Annotated in this window: 29 protein-coding genes; 21 read left to right on the top strand and 8 right to left on the bottom strand. The window is 76.1% G+C overall.

All coding sequences use genetic code 11. From position 1 onward, the window contains the following. The first annotated feature begins 5 nt into the window (after positions 1-5). The 4 genes from KRAD_RS10235 to KRAD_RS10220 all read left to right on the top strand — a co-directional run bounded on the left by KRAD_RS10235 (position 6) and on the right by KRAD_RS10220 (position 1,527). On the top strand, positions 6-305 hold the full coding sequence (locus tag KRAD_RS10235; protein WP_012085497.1) for a hypothetical protein: 300 nt from the start codon (positions 6-8) through the stop codon (positions 303-305). A gap of 13 nt (positions 306-318) precedes the next feature. Then, positions 319-636 carry a DUF3349 domain-containing protein gene (locus KRAD_RS10230; RefSeq protein ID WP_012085496.1) on the top strand — a complete coding sequence of 106 codons (318 nt, stop codon included), beginning with the start codon at positions 319-321 and terminating at the stop codon, positions 634-636. Positions 637-739: 103 nt separating this feature from the next. Continuing rightward, on the top strand, positions 740-1,168 hold the full coding sequence (locus KRAD_RS10225; protein ID WP_049821149.1) for a fluoride efflux transporter FluC: 429 nt from the start codon (positions 740-742) through the stop codon (positions 1,166-1,168). Beyond that, positions 1,165-1,527, top strand: coding sequence for a fluoride efflux transporter FluC (locus KRAD_RS10220; protein ID WP_012085494.1), 363 nt, complete (start codon positions 1,165-1,167; stop codon positions 1,525-1,527). Before KRAD_RS10225 ends, KRAD_RS10220 begins: the two co-directional genes overlap by 4 nt. A 76-nt stretch (positions 1,528-1,603) precedes the next feature. Here the strand turns inward: KRAD_RS10220 and KRAD_RS10215 are convergent, their stop codons facing one another. Further along, positions 1,604-2,602 (bottom strand): DUF4862 family protein, encoded by a 999-nt coding sequence (locus tag KRAD_RS10215; RefSeq protein WP_012085493.1) that lies wholly within the window; start codon positions 2,600-2,602, stop codon positions 1,604-1,606. Positions 2,603-2,894: 292 nt separating this feature from the next. Here KRAD_RS10215 and KRAD_RS10210 point away from each other — a divergent pair, with 292 nt between their 5' ends. From KRAD_RS10210 to nhaA, 10 genes are all read left to right on the top strand, one after another. After that, positions 2,895-3,944, top strand: a complete 1,050-nt coding sequence (locus tag KRAD_RS10210) for a TRAP transporter substrate-binding protein (protein ID WP_012085492.1) — start codon at positions 2,895-2,897, stop codon at positions 3,942-3,944. A gap of 5 nt (positions 3,945-3,949) precedes the next feature. Further along, on the top strand, positions 3,950-4,528 hold the full coding sequence (locus KRAD_RS10205; RefSeq protein ID WP_012085491.1) for a TRAP transporter small permease: 579 nt from the start codon (positions 3,950-3,952) through the stop codon (positions 4,526-4,528). A gap of 12 nt (positions 4,529-4,540) precedes the next feature. Beyond that, positions 4,541-5,854, top strand: a complete 1,314-nt coding sequence (locus KRAD_RS10200; RefSeq protein ID WP_012085490.1) for a TRAP transporter large permease — start codon at positions 4,541-4,543, stop codon at positions 5,852-5,854. Positions 5,855-5,875: 21 nt separating this feature from the next. Continuing rightward, positions 5,876-6,715 carry a 5-dehydro-4-deoxy-D-glucuronate isomerase gene (gene kduI / locus KRAD_RS10195; protein ID WP_012085489.1) on the top strand — a complete coding sequence of 280 codons (840 nt, stop codon included), beginning with the start codon at positions 5,876-5,878 and terminating at the stop codon, positions 6,713-6,715. Positions 6,716-6,767: 52 nt separating this feature from the next. After that, a complete protein-coding gene (locus KRAD_RS10190) occupies positions 6,768-7,565 on the top strand; it encodes an IclR family transcriptional regulator (RefSeq protein WP_012085488.1) in 798 nt (265 codons plus the stop codon). Between the two features lie 84 nt (positions 7,566-7,649). Then, the gene (locus tag KRAD_RS10185; RefSeq protein WP_012085487.1) at positions 7,650-8,630 is read left to right on the top strand and encodes a C-terminal binding protein; all 981 of its coding nucleotides are present in this window, start codon (positions 7,650-7,652) and stop codon (positions 8,628-8,630) included. Positions 8,631-8,708: 78 nt separating this feature from the next. Beyond that, the gene (locus tag KRAD_RS10180) at positions 8,709-9,464 is read left to right on the top strand and encodes a glucose 1-dehydrogenase (RefSeq protein ID WP_012085486.1); all 756 of its coding nucleotides are present in this window, start codon (positions 8,709-8,711) and stop codon (positions 9,462-9,464) included. Between the two features lie 44 nt (positions 9,465-9,508). After that, positions 9,509-10,132, top strand: coding sequence for a bifunctional 4-hydroxy-2-oxoglutarate aldolase/2-dehydro-3-deoxy-phosphogluconate aldolase (locus KRAD_RS10175; RefSeq protein WP_041293007.1), 624 nt, complete (start codon positions 9,509-9,511; stop codon positions 10,130-10,132). 29 nt (positions 10,133-10,161) lie between these two features. After that, the gene (locus KRAD_RS10170; RefSeq protein WP_157873848.1) at positions 10,162-11,220 is read left to right on the top strand and encodes a sugar kinase; all 1,059 of its coding nucleotides are present in this window, start codon (positions 10,162-10,164) and stop codon (positions 11,218-11,220) included. Between the two features lie 108 nt (positions 11,221-11,328). After that, a complete protein-coding gene (nhaA, locus tag KRAD_RS10165; protein ID WP_012085483.1) occupies positions 11,329-12,633 on the top strand; it encodes a Na+/H+ antiporter NhaA in 1,305 nt (434 codons plus the stop codon). Between the two features lie 7 nt (positions 12,634-12,640). Here nhaA and KRAD_RS10160 read toward each other — a convergent pair whose 3' ends face one another. The 3 genes from KRAD_RS10160 to KRAD_RS10150 form a co-directional block, all read right to left on the bottom strand. Further along, the gene (locus tag KRAD_RS10160) at positions 12,641-13,816 is read right to left on the bottom strand and encodes a magnesium and cobalt transport protein CorA (protein WP_012085482.1); all 1,176 of its coding nucleotides are present in this window, start codon (positions 13,814-13,816) and stop codon (positions 12,641-12,643) included. Between the two features lie 104 nt (positions 13,817-13,920). Further along, positions 13,921-14,232, bottom strand: coding sequence for an AzlD domain-containing protein (locus tag KRAD_RS10155; protein ID WP_012085481.1), 312 nt, complete (start codon positions 14,230-14,232; stop codon positions 13,921-13,923). Then, on the bottom strand, positions 14,229-15,011 hold the full coding sequence (locus KRAD_RS10150; protein WP_012085480.1) for an AzlC family ABC transporter permease: 783 nt from the start codon (positions 15,009-15,011) through the stop codon (positions 14,229-14,231). Before KRAD_RS10150 ends, KRAD_RS10155 begins: the two co-directional genes overlap by 4 nt. A gap of 163 nt (positions 15,012-15,174) precedes the next feature. On the opposite strand from KRAD_RS10150, the gene KRAD_RS10145 reads away from it, so the two are divergent. Continuing rightward, positions 15,175-17,016, top strand: coding sequence for an ATP-binding SpoIIE family protein phosphatase (locus tag KRAD_RS10145; RefSeq protein WP_012085479.1), 1,842 nt, complete (start codon positions 15,175-15,177; stop codon positions 17,014-17,016). On the opposite strand, the gene KRAD_RS10140 is transcribed toward KRAD_RS10145, so the two are convergent. From KRAD_RS10140 to KRAD_RS10130, 3 genes are read right to left on the bottom strand one after another with little or no spacing between them, the layout of a single operon-like run. Beyond that, positions 17,009-17,968, bottom strand: coding sequence for a hypothetical protein (locus KRAD_RS10140; RefSeq protein WP_012085478.1), 960 nt, complete (start codon positions 17,966-17,968; stop codon positions 17,009-17,011). The genes KRAD_RS10145 and KRAD_RS10140 overlap by 8 nt on opposite strands. Further along, positions 17,965-18,888, bottom strand: coding sequence for an NAD-dependent epimerase/dehydratase family protein (locus KRAD_RS10135; RefSeq protein WP_012085477.1), 924 nt, complete (start codon positions 18,886-18,888; stop codon positions 17,965-17,967). The genes KRAD_RS10140 and KRAD_RS10135 overlap by 4 nt, the downstream gene beginning before the upstream one ends. Next, complete coding sequence (locus KRAD_RS10130) at positions 18,885-19,532, bottom strand: MerR family transcriptional regulator (protein ID WP_012085476.1); 648 nt, start codon at positions 19,530-19,532, stop codon at positions 18,885-18,887. Before KRAD_RS10130 ends, KRAD_RS10135 begins: the two co-directional genes overlap by 4 nt. Before the next feature lie 112 nt (positions 19,533-19,644). On the opposite strand from KRAD_RS10130, the gene KRAD_RS10125 reads away from it, so the two are divergent. Genes KRAD_RS10125 through KRAD_RS10110 form a run of 4 tightly spaced genes read left to right on the top strand, consistent with a single transcriptional unit; the run spans position 19,645 to position 22,250 of the window. Further along, positions 19,645-20,154: a SigE family RNA polymerase sigma factor gene (locus KRAD_RS10125; protein ID WP_012085475.1), complete on the top strand. Its 510-nt coding sequence runs from the start codon at positions 19,645-19,647 to the stop codon at positions 20,152-20,154. Then, positions 20,139-20,621 (top strand): hypothetical protein, encoded by a 483-nt coding sequence (locus tag KRAD_RS25645; RefSeq protein WP_041292017.1) that lies wholly within the window; start codon positions 20,139-20,141, stop codon positions 20,619-20,621. Before KRAD_RS10125 ends, KRAD_RS25645 begins: the two co-directional genes overlap by 16 nt. Beyond that, positions 20,618-21,223, top strand: a complete 606-nt coding sequence (locus KRAD_RS10115; protein WP_041292016.1) for a hypothetical protein — start codon at positions 20,618-20,620, stop codon at positions 21,221-21,223. The genes KRAD_RS25645 and KRAD_RS10115 overlap by 4 nt, the downstream gene beginning before the upstream one ends. A 1-nt stretch (position 21,224) precedes the next feature. Further along, positions 21,225-22,250: an amidoligase family protein gene (locus KRAD_RS10110; protein WP_157873560.1), complete on the top strand. Its 1,026-nt coding sequence runs from the start codon at positions 21,225-21,227 to the stop codon at positions 22,248-22,250. Here KRAD_RS10110 and KRAD_RS10105 read toward each other — a convergent pair. Continuing rightward, positions 22,151-22,471: a hypothetical protein gene (locus KRAD_RS10105; RefSeq protein WP_041292015.1), complete on the bottom strand. Its 321-nt coding sequence runs from the start codon at positions 22,469-22,471 to the stop codon at positions 22,151-22,153. The two genes, KRAD_RS10110 and KRAD_RS10105, sit on opposite strands and share 100 nt — an antisense overlap. A 155-nt stretch (positions 22,472-22,626) precedes the next feature. Between KRAD_RS10105 and KRAD_RS10100 the strand changes: the two genes are divergently transcribed. Further along, positions 22,627-23,280, top strand: coding sequence for a class I SAM-dependent methyltransferase (locus KRAD_RS10100; RefSeq protein WP_012085472.1), 654 nt, complete (start codon positions 22,627-22,629; stop codon positions 23,278-23,280). Between the two features lie 49 nt (positions 23,281-23,329). Further along, on the top strand, positions 23,330-24,901 hold the full coding sequence (locus KRAD_RS10095) for a CYTH and CHAD domain-containing protein (protein ID WP_012085471.1): 1,572 nt from the start codon (positions 23,330-23,332) through the stop codon (positions 24,899-24,901). The last annotated feature ends 1 nt before the right edge of the window (position 24,902 follow it).

The following is a 24,902-nucleotide window of genomic DNA, read 5'->3' as shown; positions in this document are numbered from 1 at the left end:
CGCACGTGGTCCAGAACCTGACCCTCGTCGGCGACGCGCTGTGGAGGATCCTCCTGCTCGCCCTCCTCCTCGGCGCCGGCCTGCCGGTGCTCTTCTCCGCCGGCGTGCGGGCCATGGCCCACGGGGCCGGCGGCGACGCCGAGACCAGCCACGCCCCGGGGCACCCGATCGGGAAGGTCCTCGCCATCGTCTGCTTCGCCGTCGTGGTCGCGGCCGTCGCGATCGGGATCACCTACATCGTCGCCAGTGGCTTCGGCAAGACCCTCGGCTTCGAGGGCGTCGTCCCGACCATCGTCGACAAGTGACGGGAGACCACCCATGACCTCCACCGGCTCCACCAACCTCGCGACCCGCGTCGTCGACTGGCTGCGCGCGGGCTACCCCGGCGGGGTCCCGCGGCAGGACTACGTGGTGCTGCTGGGTCTGCTGCGCCGCAAGCTGACCGACGAGGAGGTCCACGGGATCGCCGCCGAGCTCGCCGGACTCGCCGGGCAGGGCGAGGTCATCACCGTCGCCGACGTCGAGCGCCTCGTCAACGAGGCCACCCTCGACGAGCCCGCCGCCGCCGACGTCGCCCGGGTGTCCTCGCACCTGGCCGCCGGCGGGTGGCCGCTGGCCGACCACCCGCAGGCCTGACCGGCCCGTCCCCCCGGCCCGTCCCCCCGACGCCGCACCCGCCGACCGGCGGGTGCGGCGTCCGTCGTCCGGGGCGGCGGGGCCGCGTGGGAGGCTCGTCCCCGTGACCCGGCCCGCGCGTCCGCCCGAGGTGCCGGCGCACCGCGACCCGCGGGCGCTGCTGCTGGTCGGGGCCGGCGGCGCGGTGGGGACGCTGGCCCGGTGGGCGGTCTCGGCGCAGGTCCCCGCCGCCGCGGGGTGGCCGCTGGCGACGCTGGTGGTGAACCTCGCCGGGTCCTTCGTCCTGGGTCTGCTGCTGGAGGCGCTGCTGCGGCGCGGGCCCGAGACGCGGGGGCTGCGCCGCTGGCGGCTCGGCCTGGGCACGGGGTTCTGCGGGGGGTTCACCACGTACTCCGGCTTCGCGGTGGAGCTCGACCGCCTCGTCAGCGGCGGGGCCCCCGCGACCGCGCTGGCCTACGCCGGGGCGAGCCTGCTCGGCGGGTTGCTGGCCGTGGGGCTGGGCGTCGCGCTGGCGGCGAGGGCGGCCCGGTGATCCTGCTGGTGGCCCTGGCGGGGGGCGCGGGCGCCGCGGCCCGCTTCGCCCTCGACGGCGCGGTCCGCGACCGGTGGCCCTCGGAGTTCCCGTGGGGGATCCTCGTCGTCAACGTGCTCGGCTCCTTCCTGCTGGGGTTCCTCACCGGGCTGGTGCTCGACGGGGCCGGTGACGCGTGGCGCCTCGTCCTGGGCGTGGGGTTCTGCGGCGGGTTCACGACCTTCAGCACCGCCATGACCGACACCGTGCGGCTGGCCCGGCGCGGTTCGGTGCGCCCGGCGCTGCTGAACCTCGCCGGGACGCTGGCCCTCACGGGTCTCGCGGCGGCGTTCGGGCTGGGGCTGGCCGTCCTCGGCTGACCGGCCCCCGCCGGGGGAGCGCCGGCGGGCGCCGGCCCCCGCCGGCCCTCCGCCGGGCCCGCCCGCGCGCCGCGGCTCACACCCGGGCGCGCGCCTCCTCGATCAGCGCGAGGGACGCCCGGGCGACGGCGAGCCGGGTGGCCACGTCGGCGTCCTCGGGGCGCACCGCGACCTTCAGCCCGACGTGGGGGACGTCCCCGGCGGCGCGCAGCGTCGCGGCGATCTCCTCCACCCCCAGCAGGGAGGGCGCCGAGACGGCCAGGGCGGGGTCGTCCCCGCGCGGGGGGATGTGCGTGTCGGCCCACGGCGGGGACCAGGGGGATTCCTCCCCGGTGGCGCCGGAGAACACGACCGAGCGCAGCAGCCCCGTGGCCGCCAGGGTCCGCACGTGCTCCAGGGCGAGGGCGGGACCGCGGCCCTCGATGGCCGAGCGCCCCCAGTTGAACCCCAGGCCGAGCCGCTCGGGGGGCAGGCCGAACCCCTGCACGAGCGCGATCTCCTCCTCCAGCGGCCAGAACCCCTTGGCGGGGGTGGCGCCGGGCAGCAGGGCGTCGCAGTGCTCCAGGACCACCCCGGCTCCGGCGAGGTCCCAGGACAGGACCTCCTCCAGGGAGCGGGCGAGGGCGTCGAGCGAGCCCGCGCGGGGACCGGGGGCGCTGTGCAGCTCGATGCCGACCACGCGGCGGCGGCCCGAGCCCTCGGCGAGGGAGAGCGCGAGGTCGCGGGCGCGGGCGAGGTCGGCGAGGGCGCGGGCGCGGGAGCCGGGGTCGGTGGAGGACAGCCCGTAGGCGGGGTCGGTGCCCAGCCGCGGCACCATCGTGGGCACCAGGGTGACGAGCAGGTCCCACTCGGGGCGGACGTTGCGCTCGACCCAGCCGGGTTCCAGGCTGCGGGTCCCCTCGGGGGGCAGGGCGTACTCGAGGCCCGCGAGGTCGAGGTCGGCGAGGCCGGCGAAGAGGGCGTCCTCCCCGGCCGGGTCGGTGGGGGCCAGCATGTAGCCCGCGACCAGGGTGCCGGGGCGGGTGGGCGGGGTGCCGGGGCGGGTGGGGGTCGGGGCGGGTGCGGGGGCGCTCATGGTTCCTCCGTCGTCGTCGTGGGCCGGGCGCTGCCGCGCAGGCCCGGGGAGCCCGTGGTGGCGCCGGGAGGTGCGGTGCGCCGCGCGGCCCGCCCCCCTTGACGCCGCTGCGAACTGTACCTAGATTCCGTCCCACGGAACAGAGTTCCATCAGGAGGAGTTCCCGGAGCCCGGAACGGACGTGGACGTCCGTGCGGCCCCGGCCGCCGACCCGCACCCCGCCCCACCCGCACCACCACCAGCGCACCCGGTCCGCCCGGGCGCGAGGCAGCAGCTGACGAAGGAGTCACCCATGCGGCAGTACACGCGCAGATCGGTCACGGCCCTCCTCGGGATCGGCGCCCTCACCCTCGCCGGGTGCAGCGCCGGGAGCGGCACGCGGGCCACCGAGGCGACCGCGGGCGGCAGCGCCGCCGCCGGCCCCGCCGCCGAGAACGTCTTCAAGCTCGCCTTCAACCAGTCCGAGGCCCACCCGCAGTTCGTCGCCCTCAGCGCCATGGGCGAACGCATCAAGGAACGCACCGGGGGGGAGTACGACGTCGATGTCTTCCCCAACGAGACCCTCGGGGCGCAGAAGGAGACCATCGAACTCGTCCAGGCCGGGACCATCCAGTTCGCGATGGTCGCCTCCCCCCTGATGGAGAACTACGAACCGAACTTCGTCGTCTTCAACCTGCCCTTCGTGTTCGACTCCCAGGAGCACCAGCGCGCGGTGACCAACGACCCCGGGATCGTCTCCGAGCTGTACTCCTCCCTGGAGGACCAGAACCTGACGGTGCTCGCCGGGTTCCACGGCGGCGTGCGCTCGATGTACAACTCCGAGAGGGCCATCACGACCCCCGCCGACATGGCCGGCATGAAGATCCGCGTCATCGAGTCCGACACCAACCTCGAGATGATCCGGCTCATGGGGGGCAACGGGACCCCCATGGGCATGGGCGAGGTCTACACCGCCATCCAGTCCGGCGTCATCGACGGCGCCGAGAACAACGAACTGACCTACGCCAACTCCAAGCACGCCGAGGTCGCGCAGTTCTACAGCTACACCCGCCACCTCATGCTCCCCGACTACCTCATCACCAACCCCACCGTCATGGCTTCCCTGCCCGAGGACGTGCGGACGATCTTCGAGGAGGAGCTCGCCACCGCCGTCGAGGAGGAGGGCGCGCTGTGGGAGGACGAGATCGTCCGGGCCAAGAAGGCCGCGGAGGACGCGGGCGCGGTGTTCAACGAGGTCGACAAGGAGGCCTTCGACGCGGCGATCGAACCGCTGACCGAGGCCAAGCTGACCAACGACGTCGTGCGCGACCTCCACGCCAAGACCCGTGCGGCCGCGGGGTGAACGCCGTGGACGGTGGTGGGACCGAACAGCTCGACCCGCCGGCCGGCGCCTCCCCGGCCCGGCCGCGGACCGGACCGATGACCGCGGCGAAGAACGCCCTCGACCGCGTCCTGAGCTGGGTGTGCGTGGTGCTGTTCGCCGCGCTCGTGCTCGACGTCGTGTGGCAGGTGTTCACCCGCCAGGTCCTCGACGCCCCCAGCGCCTGGTCGGAGGAACTGGCGAAGTACCTGTTCATCTGGCTCGGCCTCCTGGGGTCCGCGCTGGTGTTCGGCGAGCGCGGTCACGTGGGGGTGGAACTGCTGGTGCAGAAGGCACCTCCCGGCGTGCAGCGGGTGCTGGCCCTGGTCGTCCAGCTCTCCGTCCTGGCGTTCGCCCTCGTCGCCCTCGCGTGGGGCGGCGGCCAGGTCGTCGACCTCGCCTGGGACCAGAAGGTGACCGGTCTGCCGTTCAACGTCGGGCAGCTCTACCTCGCCCTGCCGATCTGCGGTGTCCTCACCGCCCTCTACACCGTCCACCACGCGATCCGGATCGCCCGCGGCGACGAGCCGCCGTTCGAGCCGGACGCCGAAGTCGAAACCGTCTGAGGGAGGACGACCGTGGATCCCGCAGCACTCGCAGGGCTCGTCCTCATCGGGGGCATCGCCCTGTTCCTGGCCATCGGCGCACCCATCAGCATCGGCGTCGGGGTGTCGAGCGTCGCGGCGATGTTCGTCATCGTCGGCACCGGCACCGGCGCCCTCACCGCCGCGCAGCAGATGTTCCGGGGGATCAACTCCTTCCCCCTGCTGGCCATCCCGTTCTTCGTCCTCGCCGGCGTCATCATGAACAACGGCGGCATAGCCCTGCGCCTCATCGACGCCGGCAAGGTCATGGTGGGCCGGATGCCCGGTTCCCTGGCGCAGACGAACATTGCCGCGAACGCCCTCTTCGGAGCCGTCTCGGGTTCCTCCATCGCCGCCGCGGCCGCCGTCGGCTCGACGCTGGCCCCGATGCAGGCCAAGGAGGGCTACGACAAGAACTTCGCGGCGGCGGCGAACATCGCCTCCTCGCCCGGGGGGATGCTCATCCCGCCGAGCAACCTGATGATCGTGTACTCGCTGGTGTCGAGCACCTCGGTCGCCGCGCTCTTCGTCGCCGGCTACCTGCCCGGCATCCTCTGGACGGTCGCCACCATGGTCGTCGTCTGGTGGTACGCCCGCAAGCACCCGGAGCTGAAGGTCACCGCGCAGCCCCCGCTGGCGCAGCGGGTCAAGGTCGTCCTGGACTCCGTCCCCGCGCTGCTGCTCGTCGTGGTGGTCATCGGCGGGATCCTGGCCGGCTGGTTCACCTCCACGGAGGCCGCGGTGATCGCGGTGGTCTACTCGGCCGTCCTCGCCGTGGTGTACCGCAGCCTGGCGCTGCGCGACCTGCCGCGGATCCTGCTGGACTCCACGCGCACGACCGCCGTGGTCATGTTCCTCATCGCCGTGTCGACGGTCATGGGCTTCGTCCTGTCCTTCGCCCAGATCCCCGAGCTGGCCTCGTCGCTGATGTTCGGCATCAGCGAGAACCCGGTGGTCATCCTGCTGCTCATCACCGTCGTCCTGCTCGTGGTCGGCTGCTTCATGGACGCCACGCCGGCGGTGCTGATCTTCACGCCGATCTTCCTGCCCGTGGTCACGAGCTTCGGGGTGGACCCGATCCACTTCGGCATCATCATGATCTACAACCTGAGCATCGGGACGATCACGCCGCCGGTGGGCACCGTGCTGTTCGTCGGCGCGAAGATCGCCGGCTGCCGGCTCGAACCGGTCATCCGTCAGCTCCTGCCCCACTTCGGCGCCCTGGTCATCACCCTGGTCGTCGTCACCTTCACCCCCGGCCTCTCCCTCTGGCTGCCCCAGGCCCTCGGCCTGATCGCCGCTCCCTGACCCCCTCCTGGAAGGACCCCCGTGGAACAGCGCTACGCCACCAGCCCCGAGCAGGTGCCCGGCATGGACACCGCCGAGCTGCGCCGCCGCTACCTCGTCGAGGACCTCTTCGCCGAGGGCGAGGTCCACGCCGTCTACACCCACCACGACCGGGTCGTCCTCGCCGGGATCGTCCCCACCGGTGACGCCCTGGACCTGCCGACCTTCCCCGAGATCGCCAGCACCACGTTCTTCGAGCACCGCGAGGCGGGCATCGTCAACGTCGGCGGCCCGGGCACGATCACCGTGGACGGCGAGACGCACGACCTCGCCCACGGCTCCTGCCTCTACGTCGGGCGCGGCGCGGACGGGGTGTCCTTCCGCTCCGCGGACCCCGCGGGCGAGGCCGGCCCGGCGCGCTTCTACCTGTTCTCCGCCCCCGCGCACACCGCCCACCCCACGACCCTCGTCGAGGCCGGCGGCGGCACCGTGCGCGAGCTCGGCGACCAGCTCACCGCCAACCGGCGCACCCTCAACCAGTACGTCCACGAGAACGGCGTGAAGAGCTGCCAGGTCGTCATGGGCGTCACCACCCTGCACCCGGGCAGCACCTGGAACACCATGCCCGCGCACACCCACGACCGCCGGACCGAGGTCTACCTCTACTTCGGCCTGCCCGCCGGCGACCGCGTCGTGCACCTCCTGGGGCAGCCCGCGGAGACCCGGCACCTGCTCGTCGCGGACGGGCAGGCCGTCGTCTCCCCGAGCTGGTCGATCCACTCCGGGGTCGGGACGGCCGCCTACAGCTTCGTCTGGGCCATGGCCGGGGAGAATCAGGCCTTCGACGACATGGACGGCGTCCCGGTCGCAGAGCTGCGGTGACCGGCCGCAGCGACGGACCGGCGGGGCCACGGCGGTGAGAGGGAGGACGGCGATGGCTGTCGACGGAGCAGCGGGCACGGGGAACGGCGGGGCCGTGGACGCCGGACCCACCACCAGCGCGAGCGAGAAGACCCTGCTCGTCCTGGAGGCGGCGCTGCAGCACCACCGGTTCACCGACGTCGTCGCCGCCACCGGCCTCACCAGGACCACGACGCACCGCATCCTGGCCACCCTCGCCGACCGCCAGTTCGTCGTGGCGGCGGCCGACGGCAGCTACCTGCCGGGTCCGAAGCTGCTGTCGATGGCCGGGCAGGCCCTGCAGCGCATCGACATCTCCGCCATCGCGCAGCCCTTCGTCGACGAGCTCGTCGACCGCGTGCACTGCACCGTGCACGTGGGCGTCGCCAACGGCGACGAGATCGTCTACCTGATCCGCGCGGACTCCGACAAGCCGTACCGGATGCCCTCCCGCGTGGGGCACGCCATCCCCCTGCACACCTCCGGGATCGGCAAGGTCGTCCTCGCCGGGCTCAGCGACGAGGGCGTGGAGCGCTACGCCGCGCGCACCGGCCTGCCCGCGCGCACCGCGAACACCCTCACCACCGTGGAGGCGCTGGCGGCGGAGATCGCCGAGGTCCGCCGCCACGGGTACGCCCTGGACCGCGAGGAGAACGTCCCCGGCGTCGGCTGCGTGGCCGCGCCGGTCCACGACCACACCGGCACCGTCCGCTACGGGCTGAGCATCTCCACCCTCACCCTCGAGCACAGCCTCGCCCAGATCGAGGCGATGGCCGCCGACGCCGTCGCGACGGCCGCGCGGCTGTCCGCCGCCCTCGGCCACGTCGGCTGACCCGCCGACGCCCACCCCCCACCAGGAGAGCCCCGTGGAACCCACCGCACCCCCGACCGCCACCGCGCACCCGGGGTGGACGCCGTGAAGATCGTCATCACCGACTGCGACCACGACTCCCTCGCCGAGGAACGGGCCGTGGCCGACGCCGCCGGCGCCGAGCTCCTCCTCGCCCCCTCCGCCGCCGCCGCCGACGTCGTCGCCGCCGCCACCGGCGCCGACGCCCTCGTCGTCCAGTACGCCCGCGTCGACGCCGACCTCCTCGACGCCCTGCCCACCGTGCGCGCCGTCGGCCGCTACGGCGTCGGCGTCGACACCGTCGACGTCGACGCGTGCACCGCCCGCGGGGTCGCCGTCTGCAACGTCCCCGACTACGGCACCGAGTCGGTCTCCGACCACGCGATCGCCCTCGCCCTCGCCGCGGCCCGCCGCATCGCGTGGATGGACCGCCGGGTGCGCGCCGGAGCCGGCGAGCTGGCCCCGCTGCGCCCGGTGCACCAGTTCGGCGGGCGGGTCTTCGGCGTCGTCGGGCTCGGCCTCATCGGCGCCGCCACCGCCCGCAAGGCCGCCGGGCTGGGCTACCGCGTCGTCGCCACCGACGCCCGCCGCGCCCCGGGGACCACCGTCGACGGCGTCGAGGTCGTCACCCTCGACGACCTCCTCGCCCGGGCCCACGTCGTCTCCCTGCACGTCCCCCTCACCGAGGGCACCCGCCACCTGATCGGCGCCGCGGAACTGGCCCGGATGCGCCCCGACGCGGTGGTCGTCAACACCAGCCGCGGCGGCGTCCTCGACACCGCCGCCCTCGCCGACGCGCTGCGCGCCGGGCGCCTGCACGGCGCCGGCCTCGACGTGTTCGAGGAGGAGCCGCTGCCCCCCGGCCACCCCCTCGCCACCCTCGACACCGCCGTCCTCACCCCGCACCTGGCCTGGTACTCCGAGGAGTCCTACGGGGAGCTCAAGCGCCGGACGGTGCAGAACGTCGTCGACGTGTGCGCCGGGCGCCCCCCGGCCGACGTGCTCAACCCCGAGGCCCTCGGCACCCCGGCCGGGGGGCGGCGGTGAGCGTCCCCGCGCCGGGGGCGGAGACTGCCCCGGGGACCCCGTGACCCCGCACCCGGAACCGCAGGAGGAGAGAACCGCGTGAACCACCCCTTCGACCTCACCGGCCGCACGGCCCTCGTCACCGGCGGGGGGCGCGGCCTGGGCCTGGGGATCTCCACGTCCCTGCTGCGGGCCGGCGCCGACGTCGTCGTCCTGGGCCGCGGCGCGCCCGCCGCGGACCTCGCGGAGGAGGCCGCGCGCTGCGGGCGGCGCCTGGTGCACCACGCCGTCGACCTCGCCGACGCCGCCGCCGTCGCCGCGACCGCGGCCGCCGTCCTCGCCGAGCACCGCGTGGACGTCCTCGTCAACAACGCCGGCACCCAGGAGCGCCACCCCGCCGTCGAGTTCCCCCTCGACGCCTTCGACCGCGTCCTCGACGTGAACCTGCGGGCGGTGTTCCAGCTCTGCCAGCTCTTCGGCGCGCCCATGCTGGAGCGCGGGGAGGGGCGCGTGGTGAACATCGCCTCCCTGCTGTCCTTCCAGGGCGGGCTCACCGTGCCCGCCTACGCCGCCAGCAAGGGCGCGGTGGCGCAGCTGACGAAGGCGCTGTGCAACGAGTGGGCCGGGCGCGGGGTCGGCGTCAACGCCGTGGCCCCCGGGTACATGGCCACCGACATGAACGAGGCCCTGCTCGCCGACCCCGTCCGCCGCGAGCAGCTCTCCGTGCGGATCCCCGCCGGGCGGTGGGGGACGCCGCAGGACGTCGGCGACGTCGTCGTCTTCCTCGCCTCCCCCGCGGCCGCCTACGTGCACGGGCACGTCCTCGCCGTCGACGGCGGGTGGCTGGCCCGGTGACCCCGACCCCCCGTCCCCGCCCGAACCCCCAGGAGGAACCGCCCGTGGACGTCCTCGACCGCGTCACCGCCGCCCGCCTCGTGCCCGTCGTCGTCCTCGACGACGCCGCCGCGGCGCCCGCCCTGGCCGACGCCCTCGTCGCCGGCGGGCTGCCCGTCGCCGAGGTCACCTTCCGCACCCCCGCCGCCGCCGACGCGGTGCGCGCCATGGCCGACCACGGCGGGGTGCTCGTCGGCGCCGGCACCGTCCTCACCCCCGCCCAGGTCGACGAGGCCGTCGCCGCGGGCGCCCGCTTCGTCGTCAGCCCGGGCACCAGCCGGGCCGTCGTCGAGCGCTGCCTGGAGCACGGGGTGGCGGTCCTGCCCGGCGCCGTCACCGCCACCGAGGTGCAGGCCGCCCTCGAACTGGGCCTGAGCACGGTGAAGTTCTTCCCCGCCGCCACCTCCGGCGGCCCCGCCGCCGTCCGGGCGCTCGCCGCCCCCTTCGGCGGGGTCCGGTTCGTCCCCACCGGCGGCATCGGCCCCGACGACCTCGCCCCGTGGCTGGCCGTGCCGAGCGTCGCCGCCGTCGGCGGGTCGTGGATGGTGCCCCGCGACCTCCTCGCCGCCGGCGACTTCGACGCCGTGCGCGACCTGACCGCGCACGCGGTCGCCCTGGCCGCGCGGTGAGCGGCGCGGTGGACCCGGTGGGCGGCGCGGTGGACCCGGTGGGCCTGCGCCCCGCGGCGGGGTGCCGCCACGACCTCGTCTCCCTCGGCGAGGTCATGCTCCGCTTCGACCCCGGCGAGGGGCGCATCCGCACCGCCCGCCGCTTCGACGTCCACGAGGGCGGCGGGGAGTACAACGTCGCCCGCGGGCTGCGCCGCTGCTTCGGGCGGCGCACCGCCGTCGTCACCGCCCTCGCCGACGACGAGGTGGGCCGCCTCGTGGAGGACCTCGTCCTCACCGGCGGGGTCGACACGTCCCTGGTGCGCTGGGTCCCCGCCGACGGCGCGGGCCGCGGCGTGCGCAACGGGCTGAACTTCGTCGAACGCGGTTTCGGGGTCCGCCGCTCCGTCGGGGTCTCCGACCGCGGCGGCACCGCGGTCAGCCGCCTGCAGCCCGGCGACGTCGACTGGGACGACCTTTTCGGCGTCCAGGGGGTCCGCTGGTTCCACACCGGGGGGATCTTCGCGGCGCTCTCGGAGAGCACCGCCGAGGTCGCCGCGGAGGCGCTCGCCGCCGCCCGCCGGCACGGGACGACCACGTCCTACGACCTCAACTACCGGCCCAGCCTGTGGGCCGGGCGCGGCGGCGCGCAGGCGGCGCAGGAGCTGAACCGGCGCCTGGTCGAGCACGTCGACGTCCTCGTCGGCGCGGGGCTCGCGGGGCTGCCCGGCGACGGCGGCGACCCGCGCGAGCGGGTCCTGCGCGACGCCGCCGACCACCCCCACCTGCGGGTGGTCGCCACCACCACCCGGCGGGTGGTGTCGGCCTCCCGCAACGACTTCGGGGCGCTGGCCTGGTCCGCCGCCACCGGTCTCGTCGAGGGCGCCGAGCTGCGCGACCTCGCCGTGCTGGACCGCATCGGCAGCGGCGACGCGTTCACCGCGGGGCTCGTGCACGGCCTGCTCGGCGGGGAGGGCCTGCCGCGCGCGGTGGCCCTCGGGATCGCCCACGGGGCCCTGGTCATGACCACGCCGGGGGACTCCTCGGCCGCGTCGGCGGCGGACGTCGAGGCGCTCCTGGCCTCCGGGGACGCCTCGGTGTCGCGGTGACCCGTCCCGGCGCACCCGGGTAACCTCTACCCCCGGTGTGCCGGGAAGTCTGGTCGGCGGTCCCGTCAGGGATCTCTCCGTTCGTCGATCCCGGAAGCAGGTGCCCCCGTGCCCTCCGCCCCCCAGCGCCCCCTCTTCTCCCGCGGTTCCTGGCCCGAGGCCCGCCGCCTCGCCGACGTCCTGCGCCAGGAGACGACCGGCGGGCTGCTGCTGCTGGTCTTCACCGTCATCGCGCTGGTGTGGGCGAACGTGGCCGGGAACAGCTACGAGGAGGTGCGGCAGTTCCACCTCGGGCCGGCCGCGCTGCACCTGGACCTCTCGATCGAGCACTGGGCCGCCGACGGCCTGCTCGCGATCTTCTTCTTCGTCACCGGCCTGGAGCTGAAGAAGGAGTTCGTCGCCGGGGACCTGCGCAGCCCCCGCGCCGCGGCGCTGCCCATCGCCGCGGCCGTGGGCGGGATGGCCGTCCCGGCCCTGCTGTTCGTCCTCGTCAACGTCCTGCACCCCGACTCCCCGGAGGGCGCCCTCGTCGGCTGGGCCACCCCCACCGCCACCGACATCGCCTTCGCGCTGGGGATCCTCGCCGTCGTCGGGTCCCACCTGCCGTCGGCGCTGCGGACGTTCCTGCTGACCCTCGCCGTCGTCGACGACCTCCTCGGCATCACCGTCATCGCGATCTTCTACACCGAGCAGGTCCACTGGACCCCGCTGCTGCTGGCCCTGCTGACCCTCGCCGCGTTCACCGTCGCCGTGCAGCGCCGGGTCCGGTCCTGGTGGCTGCTCGTCCCGCTGGCCCTGGCGACGTGGGCCCTCGTGCACGCCTCCGGCATCCACGCCACCGTCGCCGGGGTGCTGCTCGGCCTGGTGGTTCCCGTGCTGCGCAGCGAGGAGCACGGCGGACCGGAGGCGGGCCCCGGGCTCTCGGAGCACTTCGAGCACCGCTGGCGCCCGCTGTCGACGGGCTTCGCCGTCCCCGTCTTCGCGCTGTTCTCCGCCGGCGTCGCGATCGGCGGCGTGTCCGGGTTCACCGCCGCGGTGCAGGACCCCGTCGCGCTCGGCGTCATCGCCGGTCTCGTCCTCGGCAAGCCGATCGGCATCGTCGGCACCACCTGGCTGCTGGCGAAGCTGACGAGGGCCGAGCTGGACGAGAACCTGCGCTGGGTCGACGTCCTCGGCATGGCGATGCTCGCCGGGATGGGGTTCACCGTGTCGCTGCTCATCGGCTCCCTCGCCTTCGGCGAGGGCACCGCGGCGGGCGAGCACGTCACCCTCGGCGTCCTCGTGGGTTCCCTGCTCTCCGCGGTCCTCGCCGCGGTCGTGCTCTCGCGCCGCAACCGCGTCTACCGCCGGATCGAGGCCGAGGAGCGCGTCGACGCCGACGGGAACGGCGTCCCCGACGTCTACGAGCGCTGAGCGCGCCTCACAGCCACTTCTTCGCGCGGAAGACGACGTAGAGCGAGACGCAGGCGCTGACGATCACGGCGAGGACGACGAAGTAGCCGTAGCGGGTGCTCAGCTCGGGCATGTGCTCGAAGTTCATGCCGTAGATGCCGGCGATGGCGGTGGGCACCAGCGCGATCGCCGCCCACGCCGAGATCTTGCGCATGTCCTCGTTCTGGCGGGCCGAGGCCCGGTTCTGCCGCACGCTGACCTGGGTCAGGTGGGCCTGCAGGACGTCGGTCAGCAGCCGGTCGTAGCCGTCGATGGCGTCCGCGGCGCGCAGCAGGTGGTCCAGGACGTCGCGGTAGTAGGGCCGCTTCTCCTCCGCGACCGCGGTGGCGGAGGGTCCGGTGGGCCCGCCGTCGACGAGGCGCTGCAACGGGTTCACCAGCGGCACCACGGCGCGCCGGAACTCCAGCACCTCCCGCTTCAGCTTGTAGATGCGCTCGGCGTGCTCGTCCTCCCCGCCGCTGAAGACCTGCTCCTCGATGTCCTCGACGTCGACGGCGATGTCCTCCACGACGGCGCCGTAGCCGTCGACGACGTGGTCGAGCAGGCGGTACAGCACCGACGCCGGCGAGGGGGCGTGCGGACCGGGCGGGAGGGGGACGTCGAGGTCGACGTCGGTGTCGTCGAGACCGAGCCCGGCGAGGTCGGCGGGGTCCAGCTCGGGGGCGTCGAGCTCGGCGCGGACGTCGGCCACGACCGAGGACTCCCCGTGCCGGACGGTGATGACGAAGTGCGCGCCCACGAAGACGGCGACCTCGCTGACGTCGACGACCTCGTCGTGGTCGACGTAGCGGACGGGTTTGAGGACGGCGAAGGTCAGGTCGGGGTACTGCTCGAACTTCGGGCGCTGGTGGGCGTTGATGGCGTCCTCGACGGCCAGGGCCGGCAGCCGGAAGGTCACCGCGAGCCGCTCCAGGTCGCGGGCGCTGGTCCCGCGCAGGCCGATCCACACGAAGCCGCCGTCGGCGCGGGCGGTCTCCAGGGCGGCGTCGAGGTCGGCGTCGGAGCGGGACACCGTCCGCTGCCGCCCGTCGGCGCGGTAGAGCTTGCACGCCACCACGGGCAGCTCCGTCAGCGCGGCCGACGTCCCCGGGGCGGTCGCGGGGGAGGGCGGGGCCGGTCGTCGCGGGGACGGGCGGGACGGCACGCTCGGGCCTCCTGTCGGGTGGTGCGGGGACGGCTCCGGGGCGGGCCGGGGCCCGCGGGGCGCCGGGCGATCGTAGTCGGGGCGGCGCGGCCCCGCGGGGGTGCTCACCCCCAGCCCGCGGCGCGCAGCCCCGCCGCCGTCGCCGCGGCGAGCACCACCACGACGATGAACGGGGCGCGGAGGACCAGCGCGAGCACGGCGACCGCGAGCCCCGCGGCGCGGGCGTCGAGGACGAGGTGCTGCCCCGTGGAGAAGGTCTGCAGCACGACGAGGGAGGCCAGCAGGGCGACGGGCAGCACCGCCGTCACCCGGCGGGTGCGGGGTCCCTCCAGCCACGCCGGCGGCACCACGTAGCCGGCGAACTTGGTGGCGAAGGCGATCGCGGAGGCGGCGAGCACGACGGTCCAGGTGCTCACGCCGCGCTCCCGCCCGCCGCGTCCCGGCCCGGCGCGTCCCCGCCCGGCGGGGTGGACGGGCCGGGCGGGCGGGCCCGCCAGGACCACGCCAGCACCGAACCGGCCAGGGCCGCGGCCACCACCGGCAGCCCGGGGGGGACCACCGGCACCAGGACCGTCGTCAGCAGCACGGCGACGACGGCGACGGCGACGGGCTCGCGCCCGCGCACCCGCGGCCACAGCAGCGCCGCGAAGGACGCCGCGGCCGCCGCGTCGAGGCCGAAGCGCTGCGGGTCGCCGAGGGCATCCCCGGCCAGGGCCCCGAGGAGGGTCGTGAGGTTCCACCCGGCGTAGACGCCGAGCCCGGTCACCCAGAACCCCAGCCGCCGCAGCGCCCGCACGGGCTGGGCGACGGCGACGGCCGTGGACTCGTCGATGGTCAGCTGGGGGACGACGACGCGCCGCCACCCGCGCGGGCGCATCGTGGGGCTCAGCTGCAGGCCGTACAGCGCGTTGCGCACCCCCAGCAGGGAGGACGCGGCGAGGGCGGCGCCGCCGGTGCCGCCGCCCCCGAGCACGCCGACGAGCGCGAACTGGGACCCGCCGCTGAACAGCAGCAGCGACAGCAGGCAGGTCTGCAGCACGCTCAGCCCGCTGGTGACGCTCAGCGCGCCGAAGCTGACCCCGTACAGGCCGGTCGCCACCGCCACGGACAGGCCCTGCCGGACGACGGCGGCGCGGTCCGGGGGGCCGGCGGGAGGTCCCGCGGGCGGGGGCTGCGCGGGGGCGGCGTCGCTCACGGGCCCAGCATGCCGGGGCCCCGCACCGGCCCGGGCCCACCCCCGGCGCGGTCCGTGCGGTGCGGGCGGGGCGGGGGCTGGCGACGGTGCCGCCGTCGTGGTGGACTCGTCCGGCGGCCGACCTCGACGCACCCCGCGCGACGCGACCCGCGGAGGAGGCGCGATGGCCGGGTCCCCCGGTTCTCCCGGTCCCGCCGGTGGACCGCCGGCCGCGGACACCACGTGGCGCGCGCTGGCCCGCTGCGCCGTCGAGCTCTCCTCCCTCACCGGTCTCGAGGAGTTCCAGACCAGCCTCGTGCGGCACGCCCGCACCGTCTTCGCCGCCGCGGGGTGCGGGGTCGTGGTGCCCACCCCCGAGGGGACCTGGCGGTTGCTGGCCGCGGCCCCGCTGGACCCCCGCTTCGCGGGCCGCTTCCCCGACGAACCCCGCGACAGCGACCTGCCGGCGATCCGCGCCGCCCGCGACGGGGTGCGCTGCCTCCTGCCCGACCGCGCCGCCGCGGTGCTGGACCACCCGCGGATGGCCGACGTCGTCGACCTGACCGGCCGGCCCCGCTGGGCGCTGCTCCCGCTGCGCGCCGGGGGGAGCGTCGTCGGCAGCCTGGCCCTCTCCTGGGAGGAGCCGGGCCCCTTCGACGCGGCGACCGCGACCCTCCTGGACGCGTTCGCGGCGCAGTGCGCGCCGACGCTGGCCCGGCTGCTGGCCACCCGCGAGGAGGAGGCCGCGACCACGGGGGTCCGGCGCCTGTCCACGCAGCTGCAGCGCAGCTCCCTGGCGGTGCTGCCCGAGCGCGACGGGTTGTCCCTCGCCGCGGGCTACCAGCCGGTGCAGGCCTCGGCCGACATCGGCGGGGACTGGTACGACGCCTTCGAGAACCGGTCCGGGGACCTGGTGCTGGTGCTCGGCGACGTCTCCGGCCACGACGAGCGGGCCGCGGCGGCGATGAGCCAGGTGCGGGTCCTGCTGCGCGGGGTGGTCTGGGGCAGCGAGCGGGCGGCGGGGGAGGTGCTGCACGACCTCGACGAGGTGCTGACCGCGCTGGAGCCGGGGACCCTGGCCTCCGTCGTCCTGGCCGTCCTGCACGACGAGGGCGCGGCGGGGGTGTCGGTGCGCTGGGCCAGCGCCGGGCACCCCTCGCCGCTGGTGCGCCGTCCCGACCGCAGCGTCGACCTGCTGCGCGACGGAGCCCTGGGGGGCAGCCGCGACGCGGGGGCGGCGGCCCGCGCGGCCGGGGCCCCGGGCACCGACGACGAGGGCCTGCTCGACGACCGCGACCCGATCCTGGGCGTCGACCCGGCGGTGGAGCGCCGCGAGCACCGGGCCCACCTGGGGGCCGGCAGCGCGCTGCTCCTCTACAGCGACGGGGTGGTCGAGACCCGCGGGGAGGAGCTGGGCGCGGGGCTGGCGCGCCTGGCCGGGCGGTTCGCCGCCCTGGACCTGGCCGACCCCGCGGCCGCCGCCCGGGAGCTGATGGCGGCCACCGGCGGGGGCCCCGGCGACGTGCGGGGCGTGGAGGACGACCGGACGCTGCTGCTCGCCGTCGTCCTCGGCGCGGGGGCCCGCCGGGCCGCGGACGGGACCGGCGCGCCGGGGGACCGGCGGGCCCCGGCGGAGGCGGTGGCCTCCCGCACCCTGACCCTGCCCGCCGAGCCGCAGTCGCCCTCCCGGGCGCGGCAGGTGGTGCGGCGCACCTGCACCCGCTCCGGCTGGACCGGCGCCGACGTCGACACCGCCGTCCTGCTCACCAGCGAGCTCGTCACCAACGCCGTCGTGCACGGCCGCAGCGAGACCCTGCTCACCGTGCGCGCGACCCCGGAGGTGCTGCGGGTGGAGGTGTGGGACGACAACCACCGCGTCCCGGAGCTGCTGGAGCAGGACGAGTCGGCCCTCTCGGGGCGGGGCCTGCACCTGGTCCAGGCCTGCGCCGACGACTGGGGGGTGCAGTGGCCCACCCGGGCGCACGACGTCGGCAAGGGCGTCTGGTTCACGCTGCACGTCACCTGACCGCCACCGCGGGGCGCGCGGCGGGGGGCCGCGGGGCGCGGACGACGACGGCGGCGGCGGTCGCGGCGGTGGCCAGGGCCAGCGCCCCGCCCGCGAGCAGGACGACGCCGGAGGGGTGCGCGACGGACTGCCCGAGCGACGCCTGCAGGGTCAGCAGACCGGTCGCGAGGGCGTAGGCGGCGGCGACGGTGGCGGTGAGCCGGACCTGCACGGCCGGCGGGGCGAGGCGGGGGACGCGGCGGGCCAGGGCGCCCAGCAGCAGCGCCGCGAGGGGCAGGACCTGCACGGCGTGCATCCCGACCGCGTGCGCGACGCGGTGGTCGCCCCCGGTGGTGCTCCACCCCAGCAGCGGCAGGCCGGGCCCGCCGTCCTCGACGCCGACGGCGTGGGCGCCGACGACCCCGGTGGGTGCGGCGAGCTGCGCCGGGGTGGGGGCGGTCATGAGGAAGGCGACCCCGATCCCGGCGAGCGCGACGAGGACCCCGGCGCGCACGGCGAGGGTGAGGGCCGGGGTGGGCAGGCGCAGGAGGAACACCGCGGCCGAGAGCGCGAACGTGCAGAGGTACATGACCGTGATGGAGACGGCCATGACCACCCAGACGGTGGCGTGCGGGCCGTCGGTGACGTTGAAGTGGCTGGTGGTCCCGCTCGCGGCCGCGCCCACGATGAGCACCTGCTCGACGGCGAGGGTGACGGCGACGACGGTGCCGAGGCGGTGGGCGGGCGCCCGCCACCGGGGGAGGTGGGCGATCAGCCAGGCCCAGGTGAGGGTATGGACGAGGATGGAGAGGGAGAACTTCAGCGGTTTCGCCCACGCGGGCGCGCCGAGGATCTCGCGGGGGTCGAGGACGAGACCGGCCGCGCTGACCAGCGCGCACCCGGCGACGAGGGCGGCGACGGTCGTCAGCGGCCGGTGCCAGGCGTGGGCGCGGCGCAGCGCGGTGAGCGTCACGAGCCCGCTCGCGCCGCGGCCAGCGCCGCGGCGACGCCCTCCGCCGCCGGGGTGGGGGTGAGGCCGAAGGCGGTCTCGAAGGCGGTGGAGTCGAAGACGTACGGGGCGGTGTGCTGGTAGCTCATCTCCAGGGTCTCGCGGGCGGCGGTGGAGAAGAGGGCCCCGATCCGCAGCGCGGTGAGGCCCATGACGGCGGTCCGGGCGTCGGGGCCGGCGGCGAGACGGACGTGCTCGCGGCCGGTGAGGGCGGGGGCGGTGGGCAGGTGCCAGGTGCGGCCGCGGGCCTGCGGCGCGGTGCCGAGGACGGCGAGGGCGTCGCCGACGTCGGGGGTGTAGGTGAGGGAGTGGGGCTGGTCGGCGTCGAGGAGCCAGGTGCCGGTGCGCCCGGCGGCGATCCGGTCCAGGGCGAAGGTGTTGAACGCGCTGGTCGAGGCGCCGGGGCCGTAGAAGTCGGCGCTGCGCGCGGTGGTCACGACGAGCCCGCGGGCGGCGGCGGCGGCGAGGAGGTCCAGCGCGGCGGCCCGGACGCGGCCCTTCCGGCTGACCGGGGCGATCGGGGTGTCCTCGGTCATGGCGCCCTCGACGCGGCCGTAGGCGTAGACGTTGTCGAGGTGCACGAGGTGGGTGCCCTCGGCGAGCGCGGCGTCGGCGACGTTGCCGACGATCACCGGCCACTGCCGCGCCCACGTGCGGGAGGAGTAGGGCAGTCCCGCCACCAGGTAGGCGACCTCGGCCCCGTGCAGGGCGCGGGTGACGTCGGCGGGGTCGAGGAGGTCGGCGGTGACGGGCACGACCCCCTCGACGGCGGGGGGTCGGCGGCCGACGGAGGCCGGGACGTGGCCGGCGGCGAGGAGGGCCCGGAGGGTCTCGCGGCCGACGACGCCGTTGCCGCCGAGGACGACGTGCGCGGGTGGGATCACGGTTCGGCTCGTTCCTGCTCGGGGGCGGGGAGGAGGGCGTGGGTGGCGTCCTCGTGGGCGAGGCGGCGCAGACCGGCGAAGAGCGGGTCGCCGAGGACGGTCCCGACGACCATGAGCTCCGCGACGGCGTCGCGGTCACCGCGCCCGGCGAGCGCGTGGAGGTCGGCGGCGGCGGCGGTGGCGGCCGCGGCCGCGTAGGCCTCGAGGTAGGCGTCGGGGGCGTCGAAGCCGATGGCGCGCAGCCCGTCGAGGGCGCGGGCGGCGGCGTCGACGCCGGGGTTGCCGGCGGTGACGTTCCAGCCGCGGGCGGCGGCGAGCGCCTCGACGCGGGCGCGGGCGGCCGCGCTCGGCGTGGACTCCTGGGTGCGCCGGGCGCTCATGGCGCGCTGGGTGACGCCGAACGCCTCGGCGAGCGGGGCCGCGTCGGCGTCGAGGGCGGCGACGACCTCCTTCGTGGCCGCCACGGAGAGGCCCCCCGTCTCCAGGAGGGCGCGGATGAGCCGGACGCGCCGCACGTGCGGGTCGCCGTAGGCGACCTGGTTGGGGGCGGTCCGGACGCCGGGGGGCAGCAGCCCCTCGCGCTGGTAGTACTTCACGGCGGAGAGGGGGACGCCCGCTCGCTCGGCCAACTCGGATACTCGCACTATCGGAAAGTAGCACTATCCGTTTGCGCCGTCGACCCCCGCCGCGGACTGCACCGGCGACCGGTCCGCGCTCCGAGGCAACCCCGCGGGCCCCCCGGACGTCTGCAACGGTGTGGAAGGTTCCTTCGAGGAGTTCGTGAGCACCGGCAGCGACCGGCTGCTGGGCTTCGCGCTGCTCCTGACCGGGGACCGCGGTCACGCCGAGGACCTGCTCCAGGACGTCCTGGAGCGGATGTACGTCCGCTGGCGGCGCATCGAGGACCCGCACGCCTACGCGCGCACGGCCCTGACCCGCAAGGTCACCGACCGGTGGCGGGCGCGGGCGCGCCGCCCCCGCGAGGTCGGCTTCGAGGACCACCACGACCGGGCGGTGCCCGACGGCACCGCCGAGCGCGCTGAACGGTCCCGGGTCGTCGAGGCGCTGCGCCGGCTGCCCCCGCGGCAGCGGGCCGTCATCGTCCTGCGCTACTTCGAGGACTGGTCGGAGGAGCAGATCGCCGACCAGCTCGACGTGACGCGCGGGACGGTCAAGAGCCAGGCCTCCAAGGGGCTGGCCTCGTTGCGGGCACTGGTGGGGGAGCCGAGCGGAGAAGGGGTGGGTGCGCGGTGGACGAACGGCTGAGCGGCTGGGAGGACCGGCTGCGTCGCGAGCTCGACGCGTCGGTGCGCGACGTGCGGGCGGGGGACGGCCTCCTCGGCGCCGCGCGCGAGGGGGGCCGGCGACGGCTGCGGCGCCGGCGCGCGCTGGCGACGCTGCCCGCCGCGCTCGTCGTCGCGGGGGGAGCGGTGTGGGCGGGCACGAGCCGCTCCGCCCCGCCACCGGCCCTCGCCCCGGCGGGGACCCCGTCGAGCACCGCGGTGACCTCGCCCGTCCCGACGGCGCCGGCGCCCGAGGCGTCACGGGTGGCGACGGAACCGCCGGTGCTGGTGATGGACGCGGAGGCCGCGCGGGACGTGTTCTTCGACTCGGGGTACGTGTACGAGGACGCGGTGCCCCTGGGCGAGCTCTGGAACGTCGACCCGTGGGAGGCCAAGGCCCTCGGCGGGCAGGCGCTGCAGAACGGCGACGAACTCCCGGTCCCCCGGTGAACCGGGGCAACCCCGCCGCCCCCCGCGTCGTCTTCCCCGGCATGAGCGACAACGAGACCAGGACCCCGGCGAACCGGCGCGCGGCGCGGATCGTCACTGCGACCGTCGTGGCCGGGGGCATCGCCCTCGCCGGCGGCACCGCCTACGCGAACGCCAACTCCGCCGACGTGGAACCCGTCCGCGCGGCGAGCACCGCCCCCGCCGTAGAGGCGCCCCCCGCGGGGTTCGTCGACGAACCCGTCGACCCCGACCAGGCCTCGCGCGAGGTGTTCTTCGACGCGGGCTACACCTACGACGACGCCGTCGTCCTCGGGAAGCAGTGGGCGCAGGACTCGTGGGAGGCGAAGGTCACCGGCGGGGAGAAGCTGGCCGCGGGGGAGACGCTGCCGATCGAGCCGGGCAGTTCCGCTCCCGCCCCCACCGTTCCCGTCTCCGAGCTCCCGACGGAGGAGTCCACGGCGGTCGACGCGTTCTTCGCCGCCGGGTACACCTACGACGACGCGGTGGCCCTCGGCGGGATCTGGCACGTGAGCCCCTGGGAGGCGAAGGTCACCGGCGGGCGCGACCTGCTCGCGGGCGAGACCCTGCCGGTCGCCCCCTGACGTGGTGCGCGCCGGTTTCGAGGTCGAGCTGCTCGCCCCCGCGGGGGCGAGCAGGCTCGACCTCGCGCAGGAGATCGCCTCCCGCGCAGGGGGATCGGTGCGCCGAAGGTTCCACGTCGACACCGAGGCGTCCGCGACGCCGGGGGTGGCGGCGTTCTGGCACCTCACCCCCGCCTTCGACGTCGTCGACGCGGCGGGGGCACCGGTGTGCTCGCTGGTGGACGACACCACGATCGTCGCCGACCTCGACGCGGGCGCGCCGCCGCGCCCGGGCTGGTACCGGGTCCTCAGCGACGACCCCCGCCTGCTGCGCCTCGTCGAGCGCCACGCCGACCCGGCGGAGGGGATCGGGTCGGTGCTGGACCCGGTGGCGGAACTGTTCGGCGCACCGGTCCGCGAGGTGCGGGGCGTGCGCCGGCTCGACGACGGCGCCGGGGCGACGATCGCGATGGCGGCCCCGCTGCCGGGGGAGCGCGAACGCCCCTGCGAGGTCGTGACCCCGCCCTGGGAGCGCGACCACGTCCGGCACCTGGAGGAACTGCTCGCCCCCGCGCGGGACCTGGGTTTCACCGTCCCGGCCGAGGCGGCCGTCCACGTGAACCTCGACGCCGGGCCGTTCCGGGACGTGGCCAGGTTCCGCCACGTCGTGTCCACCTTCGCCGGGCGGCGCGAGGAGCTCCGGGAGCGGTTCGGGACCAACCCGCGCTGCACCCGGCTGGGGTCGCTGCCCGCGGACCTGGTGGAACTCGTCCGCGCCGACTGGCCGGACTGGGCGTCGCTGCGCGCGGTCGCGGCCCGCACGGGGGTGACGAAGTTCAGTGACGTGAACCTCACCCGGGTCCTCGGCGTGCGCCCGGGCCCCGACGTGCTGGAGGTGCGGATCCTGCCCGGGTCGATCGACGGGGAGGCGATCGGCCGGGGGTTCGATCAGCTGCTGGAGGTGCTGGAGCTCCCGGGTTCCCCGGGTTCCCCGGATCCTGCGGGTTCGCCCGGGTCCTCGGCGGGGACCCGGCGCTCGACGAGGTAGGTGTGGCCGCCGCGGGTCACCCGTTCCCACTGGGCGTACCCGGCTCGCGCCTCCTCCTCGGTGCGCGGCCCGCGCGGGGGTGCCTCGTCCCGGGACACCTGGGCGGGGCCGGTGAAGCTGAACGCCGCGTCGAGGAAGAGGTCCACGAAGCGGTTGCGGGACCGGGGACGCTGCAGCGAGCGCGGGGTCTGCGCCGCGTCCGACGACGATCCTTCGTGCATGAAACGTCAGTGTAGGTGCGACGCGCCCCGCCGTCGACGCGTCGCCGCCCCGCCCCGTCCCGCCCCGTCCCGCCCCGTCCCGCCCCGTCCCGCCGGGTCTTGCCGAGTCGGCAAGGAGGCTCGACCGCGCGGCGCGCGGGCCGCACGATCGGGGGGTGCCGAACTTCGACCTCACCGCCCGGGACGCCCGCGAACTGTGGGAGGGGATGTACTCCTCCGGCCACGGCCACGTCTGGAGCGGCCGCCCCAACCCCGCCCTCGTCGACGCGATCGCCGACCTCACCCCCGGGACCGCCCTGGACCTCGGCTGCGGGGAGGGCGGCGACGTCCTGCACCTGGCCCGCCTCGGCTGGCGCGTCACCGGCGTCGACGTCTCCGACACCGCGATCGCCCGGGCCGCCGCCCACGCCGCCGAGGCCGGGGTCGGGGACCTGACCCGCTTCGAGCGCCACGACCTCGGGCAGTCCTTCCCCGAGGGGCTCTTCGACCTCGTCACCGCCTCCTTCCTGCACTCCTTCGCCTTCCTGGACCGCACGGCCGTACTCGCGCGCGCCGCGCGGTCCGTCGCCCCCGGCGGGTCGCTGCTCGTCCTGGGCCACCACGTCGTCCCCGAGGAGCAGGCCGCGCGCTGGCGGGCCGAGGGCGCCGAGGTCGACCTGCCCTCCCCCGGCGAGCTGCGCCGGCGCCTCGCCCTGCCCGAGGCGGAGTGGACCGTCGCGCGCGAGCTGCTGGTCGAGCGGACCACCACCGGCGAGGACGGGAGCACCGCCGCCGGCCAGGACGGGGTCCTGCGGCTGGACCGCCGCTGACCTGCGGGGATGCGGGTCCGTTCACCGCCGCGTGGTAGATCTACGGCTCATGCCGTCCCCGCGCCTGGCCCTCACCCGCACCTACCTCGCGCCGACGTCCGCCCCGGCTCCCGGAGCCGGTGAGCTGCCCGGCGTGGCCGACGTCGCCGCCCCGGTCCACGTGACCACCGAGGAGACGCACTTCGACACCGCCGACCTCGCGCTGGCCGCCGCGGGCGTCTCGGTGCGCCGCCAGACCGGCGACCGGACCAGCCCCGCCCCGCGCGGCTGGATCCTCGAGGTGCCCGGCCGCGGCCCCCGCACCCACGAGGTCCGTCACGCCCTGGGCCGCGCGGCCCGCACCGCACCCGCTGCGCTGCAGCGCCTCACCTGGGCCGCGGCCCGCGGGCGGACCCTCGGCCCCGTCCTCGCCCTCACCACGACCGCCCACCAGCGCGACCTGCTCGACGCCGACGGCCTCGTCGTCGCGCGCCTGACCACCCGCGAGGTGTCGGCCCGGGCCCTGTCCCCGGAGGACTCCGCCGCGCAGACCTGGTCGGAGTGGCAGGCCGAGGTCGTCGACGGCCGGCGCGACCTGCTCGACGCGATCGCCGACGCCTGGGAGGCGCTGGGCGCGGAGGAGTCCGACCGCACCGCGCAGCTGCGCGCCGTGCTCGACGGCCCCGACGACGAGGGCGACGACGCCGTCTCGGTCGACGACAGCGCCGGGGCCGTCGTCCTGGGCCGGCTCGCGCAGGACGTGGGCTGGCTGCTCGCCCAGGACCCGCTGGCCCGCATCGACGCCCCCGACGCCGTCCGGTCCCTGCGCGGGGCGGCCCGGCGCCTGCTCCACGTCCTGGGCACCTTCGCCCCCGTCTTCGCCGAGGGCACCACCGACGCCCTGCGCACCGAGCTGACGTGGCTGATCGAGGTGACCGGTTCCGCCCGCGACCTGGAGGTCCTCACCGAGCAGCTGCTGGAGGACCTCGACGAGGAGGCCGCCGGGTACGTGGCGGGCAGCGGGACGGGCGACCCCGCCGTCGTCGCCGACCGCGTGCGCGCCGTCCTCACCGAGCGGGCCGGGGCCGCGCACGCCGAGGTCCTGCGGGCCCTGGACTCCCAGCGCTACCGCGACCTCGTGGCCGCCCTGGAGACCTTCGTCGCCGACCCGCCCACGGCCCGCCCCGCCCGCCGCGAGGCCGGCAAGGTGCTGCTGCCGCTGGTCGCCGACGCCCACCGCGCCGCCCGCGAGGCCTACCGCGACCTCGACCTCGACACCCACGTCGAGATCGAGCACGACGTCGAGCGCGCCACCGCCGACGACGCGCGGACGCTGACCCGGCTGCGCGCGGCCGCGGCCGCCGCCCGCGACGCCGCCGCCGTGCTCGCCCCCCGCGTCGGGGAGGCCGCCGAGGAGTACGTCGACGTCGTCCGGGACCTGCTCGACCTCCTCGACGAGCACGCCGGGACCGTCGTCGCCCGGGAGTTCCTCGCCGGCCTCGTCGAGGAGCTCGGTTCCGGCGCCTTCGTCCTGGGCCGCCTGCACGCCCTCGCCGAGGTCCGCTCCGCCGTCGCCTTCCACGACGTCGAGAGCGCCTGGGACGCCGCCAACCGCAAGAAGCTGCGCCGCTGGATGAAGTGAG

It is taken from the genome of Kineococcus radiotolerans SRS30216 = ATCC BAA-149 (assembly GCF_000017305.1).
Taxonomy (GTDB): Bacteria; Actinomycetota; Actinomycetes; order Actinomycetales; family Kineococcaceae; genus Kineococcus; species Kineococcus radiotolerans.
Note: the sequence above shows the minus strand (reverse complement) of the source record. Positions and strands in the feature narration are given on the sequence as shown.

Coding starts and splice junctions, on each gene's coding strand:
- KRAD_RS10230 (WP_012085496.1), top strand. CDS start 319: ATGACCTCCACCGGCTCCACCAACCTCGCGACCCGCGTCGTCGACTGG.
- KRAD_RS10215 (WP_012085493.1), bottom strand. CDS start 2,602: ATGAGCGCCCCCGCACCCGCCCCGACCCCCACCCGCCCCGGCACCCCG.
- KRAD_RS10095 (WP_012085471.1), top strand. CDS start 23,330: ATGCCGTCCCCGCGCCTGGCCCTCACCCGCACCTACCTCGCGCCGACG.
- KRAD_RS10145 (WP_012085479.1), top strand. CDS start 15,175: ATGGCCGGGTCCCCCGGTTCTCCCGGTCCCGCCGGTGGACCGCCGGCC.
- KRAD_RS10210 (WP_012085492.1), top strand. CDS start 2,895: ATGCGGCAGTACACGCGCAGATCGGTCACGGCCCTCCTCGGGATCGGC.
- KRAD_RS10190 (WP_012085488.1), top strand. CDS start 6,768: ATGGCTGTCGACGGAGCAGCGGGCACGGGGAACGGCGGGGCCGTGGAC.
- KRAD_RS10105 (WP_041292015.1), bottom strand. CDS start 22,471: ATGCACGAAGGATCGTCGTCGGACGCGGCGCAGACCCCGCGCTCGCTG.